At 49.6% G+C, this 4,452-nt stretch carries 4 protein-coding genes; 2 read left to right on the top strand and 2 right to left on the bottom strand.

Annotated features, from left to right (window positions below):
- Positions 1 to 512, bottom strand: a 512-nt coding sequence (gene lepB / locus FP827_01095; protein MBA3051681.1) for a signal peptidase I, incomplete at its 3' end; no start/stop codon positions are given.
- A 3-nt stretch (positions 513 to 515) separates the two neighbouring features.
- Positions 516 to 2,291: an elongation factor 4 gene (gene lepA / locus FP827_01100; protein ID MBA3051682.1), complete on the bottom strand. Its 1,776-nt coding sequence runs from the start codon at positions 2,289 to 2,291 to the stop codon at positions 516 to 518.
- A 41-nt stretch (positions 2,292 to 2,332) separates the two neighbouring features.
- Between lepA and FP827_01105 the strand changes: the two genes are divergently transcribed.
- A complete protein-coding gene (locus tag FP827_01105) occupies positions 2,333 to 2,596 on the top strand; it encodes an acylphosphatase (protein MBA3051683.1) in 264 nt (87 codons plus the stop codon).
- 192 nt (positions 2,597 to 2,788) lie between these two features.
- Positions 2,789 to 4,452: oxaloacetate decarboxylase subunit alpha (gene oadA, locus FP827_01110; GenBank protein MBA3051684.1), on the top strand; the 1,664-nt coding region annotated here is incomplete at its 3' end.

Here is a 4,452-nt window from a genome sequence, read left to right on the forward strand (position 1 = left end):
GTGTCGCCGGGGAGGCCTATGCATCTTTTGATGAAATCTTTTTTGGGGTCGAGGGGGTATTTGAAGATTATCACATCTCCGCGGACGGGCGAGGCGAACTTTATGTATTTTTTTGTCAGCGGAATCTTCCAGCCGTCACGGAATTTACATGCGAAAAGATGGTCGCCTATCAGATATGTATCCATCATGGAGCCCGATGGTATTTTAAAGGCCTGTATTATGAAATACATCAGGACGGAAACGATGAGGAGAGTCTGAAAGAAAGAGTTCAGCTCCTGCCTGACAGCTTCGGCGTATTTTCTGGGATAGACCTCAAAGAGAAAGGGCAGGCAGCCGAGCGTTGTCAGCGCGACGACTTTGGGCCATTCCCCGCCGTTGAATTTCCAGAAGGCGATCGCCCATCCGCCCCAGACTATCACGCCCGTGACTATCTTCTGCCACTTTTCGCGGAGGATGCTTACCAGGTAAACAGCGCCTATACCGAGAGATATAAAAAATACGAGTTGTTCCATAAGTTATTTTCTGAGTATTTCAAAAAACACTTCCTGAGGCAAGTCCACGGAGCCTATTCTTTTCATCCGTTTCTTCCCTTCCTTCTGTTTTTCGAGCAGTTTTCTTTTTCTCGTGATGTCTCCGCCGTAACATTTGGCTATGACATCTTTTCTCAGCGCGGAGACGGTTTCGCGGGCTATGATCTTTCCTCCCAGTTTCGCCTGGAGCGCCACCTCGAACATCTGTTTGTCTATGTATTTTTTCATTCTCAGCAGAATATCGCGGGAGAAGAAGGCGGCTCTCTCGCGGGGCTGTATGCTGCAGAGGGCTTCCACGGGGACGCCGTTGACGAGGATCTCCACCTTTTCCAGATTCGCTTCCCTGAAACCCGAGTGTTTGTAGTCAAATGACGCGTAGCCCTTGCTGACGGACTTGAGGTCCGAATAAAAGTCGGCTATCATCTCGGCCAGCGGCAGTTTGTATTTGAGTATGACTTTCTGCGGGTTGATGTAGGTGAGGCTGATGTATTGCGAGCGGCGGGATTCAAGAAGTTTCATGCACTGCCCGAGCCACGCGTCGGGCGTTATGACGGTCGCCGTTATCTCGGGTTCGTAGACTTTCGCTACGGATTTTTTTTCGGGCCATTCGTCGGGGCGGGATATGTTTATCATCTCGCCGTCGTGAGTTTTGACGCGGTAGACCACCTGCGGGGCGGTGGCGAGTATCTCTATGTCGGATTCCCTTTCCAGCCGCTCCTGTATTATTTCCATGTGGAGAGAGCCCATGAAGACCAGTCGGAAACCCAGTCCCAGCGTCTGAGACTGTTCGGGCTCCCATGTGAAAGAGGCGTCATTGAGGTTGAGTTTCATTATGGCCTCGCGCAGCCTTTTTTCCGTCGTGTCGCCTATGGGATAGAACGAAGAGAAGACAAAGGGTTGTATCTCTTTGAATCCGGGGACGGGAGCCGTGGTGTCCTTCGCGCCCGTGAGGGTGTCTCCTATCTTTATCTCGTCAAGGCTTTTTATACCGGCTATGAAATATCCCACCTCGCCGGCGGTGAGGCTCTTTTTCTTCTCGGGCTTCATCCTGAAAATACCGGCTTCCTGCACCTCGTATTCCTTGCCGGTGGCAATGGATTTTATTTTCATGCCCGCGCGTATCTCGCCGTCGTAAACGCGGATGTATATGATCACGCCCCTGAAGGGGTCGAAGGTGGAGTCAAATATCAGCGCCTTGAGATTTCCGGCGGGCTCGCCTTCGGGCGGCGGCACGAGCTCTATGATCTTGTCCAGAAGCGTGTTGATGCCCTCGCCGGTTTTCGCCGACACCCTGATGACATCCTCTTTTTCGCATCCCAGAAGCCCCGATATGTCGGTTGTGACGGTGTCTATGCGGGCGCTGAGAAGGTCTATCTTGTTTATGACGGGTATTATGGTGAGGTTGTTGTCTCTGGCCATATTGAGGTTGGCTATGGTCTGCGCCTCAATGCCGCCGAAGGCGTCAACGATGAGGACGGTGCCCTCGCAGGCGGTCAGCGACCGGGACACCTCGTAGGAGAAATCAACATGGCCGGGCGTGTCTATGAGGTTGAAGTTGTATCCCTTATAGGGGATACTGACGGCTTTCGCCTTTATGGTGATGCCGCGCTCTTTTTCCAGATCCATGTTGACCATCTGCGGGGTTTTACCTTTGTATTTTTTTATTACGCCCGTTATCTCCAGCACCCTGTCGGCGAGCGTTGACTTGCCGTGGTCTATGTGGGCGATAAAGGAAAAATTCCGTATATTGTTTATTTTCATAATTATTTGGCGAAGTATACAAAAAAATCTATAATTAAAAAATGGACAAAAAGCTGATAAGGGTGACGGGCTTCGTGCAGGGCGTGGGTTTCCGTTGGTTTGCGAGCAGAACGGCTAGAAGCATGGGGCTGCGCGGATGGGTGCGGAATCTTCACGGCGGCGGAGTGGAGATATTCGCTGCGGGAGAGACCGCTAAGCTGGGCGAATTCATAAGAGAGCTTTACGGCGGGCCGGGCGAGGTCGCTGACATAAAAATTTCAGACTCAACGGAAGATCCCCCCGCGGGTTTCGACATCAGATTCTGACAACGGATACCGCTGCCGCGACCGAAAAATGGGGATATCCCGTTTTTCCACCTTTTTTTCATTTTTCCTTCATAAATGTCTAATGTCAAGACCTGACCCCACTACTCTTTTTTTGACTTTGGTAAAAATTATGTGTAAAATGAACTCTTCTTTCGGAGAGAAGGGAATTAAAAAGGGGGGTTGAATTAGATTATGGTAAAAATTATTGATACTACATTAAGGGACGCGCACCAGTCGCTGATAGCCACAAGGATGCGTACGGAAGATATGCTCCCCATCGTCGAAAAAATGGATAAAATAGGATTTTATTCTTTAGAAGTGTGGGGTGGTGCGACTTTTGACTCATGTTTGCGTTTTTTGGCGGAGGATCCCTGGCAGCGTCTCCGTAAGATCAAGGAAAAAGCCCAAAAAACCCCTCTTCAGATGCTCTTGCGGGGGCAGAATCTTGTCGGCTACCGCCATTATGCGGATGATACGGTAAAAAAATTCGTCTCTTTATCCGTAAAAAACGGCATTGATATAATCAGAATTTTTGACGCCCTCAATGATATGAGGAATATGGAAGTTCCCATAAAGTCATCCAAAGACGCCGGCGCCATTGTGCAGGGGGGCATATCCTATACCACCAGTCCTGTGCATACGATAGAAAAGTTCACGGAGATGGCGGTTGAATTTGAAAAATTAGGCTGTGATGTGATTTGCATAAAAGATATGGCGGGACTGATCACTCCTCAGATGGCGTATGATCTGGTTTCGGCTATAAAAAAGGCGGTGCGTCTGCCGGTTAACCTGCATGCCCATATGACCAGCGGTATGGGCGCTCTAAGTTATTATGCCGCCTGTCAGGCGGGAGTTGATATGGTGGATTGCGCTTTTTCTCCCTTTGCCGGAGGGACTTCCCAGCCGGCGCTTGAGCCGTTTGTCGCGTCATTACAAAATACTCCTTATGATACAAAATTCGACCTCAAGGATCTGCTGGAAATCGGCTATTACTTTTTGCAGGTAAAACAAAAATACCAGTCCCTGTGCAGCCCGGTGGCGGAGAAGTCGGATGTGAGCGTTTTAGTGCATCAGATACCCGGAGGGATGATCTCAAATCTCTATTCGCAGCTTAAAGAGCAGAAGGCGCTGGATAAATACAGCGATGTGCTTAAAGAAGTGCCGGCGGTGAGAAAAGACCTGGGTTATCCTCCGCTTGTGACACCCGCCAGTCAGATCGTGGGCACGCAGGCGGTGTTAAATGTATTAATGGGCGGAAGATATAAAAAAATAACCGAACAGGTTAAAGATTACTGTCTGGGATTGTATGGAGCCGTGCCTGTGGCGATAGACAAAGAACTCTTAAAAAAGATTATAGGAGACCAAAAGCCCATAACCTGCCGTCCGGCGGATTTACTGAAGCCGGAACTGGAAAAGGCAAAGAGAGAAATAGAAGACCAAAAAATTCCCGCGAATTCAGAGGAAGATCTTTTAAGTTATGTGCTGTATCCGCAGATTGCGGCGAAGTTTTTAAGAGGAGAAGCGAAAGCCGAGCCGCTGTCTGTGTGTGAAACCGCCGCCGCGCCGGCCAAACAGACATTTTCGGAGGAAGAGTTTATAGTGTCCGTGGATGATGAGGAATTCAGAATAAAAATAAAACCTGCGCATGAAGGGCCAACGCCCGCGAAAGAAAAAGAATCGCTCAAGCCGCCAAAAGAACAGGCTCCGGCAGGCGCGATCTGTTCGCCCATCCAGGGAGTGGTTATATTAATAAAAGTGAAGGCGGGAGACAGTGTCAGGAAGGGCGATACGTTAATTGTTCTTGAAGTGATGAAGATGCAGGCTGAAGTGCATGCCGACCGTGACGGACAGATAAA

The organism is Candidatus Omnitrophota bacterium (genome assembly GCA_013791745.1).
Classification (GTDB): Bacteria; CG03; CG03; order CG03; family CG03; genus CG03.

Bases quoted from the DNA above. Each gene is read 5' to 3' on its own strand.
- lepA (MBA3051682.1), bottom strand. From the start codon at position 2,291: ATGAAAATAAACAATATACGGAATTTTTCCTTTATCGCCCACATAGAC.
- FP827_01105 (MBA3051683.1), top strand. From the start codon at position 2,333: ATGGACAAAAAGCTGATAAGGGTGACGGGCTTCGTGCAGGGCGTGGGT.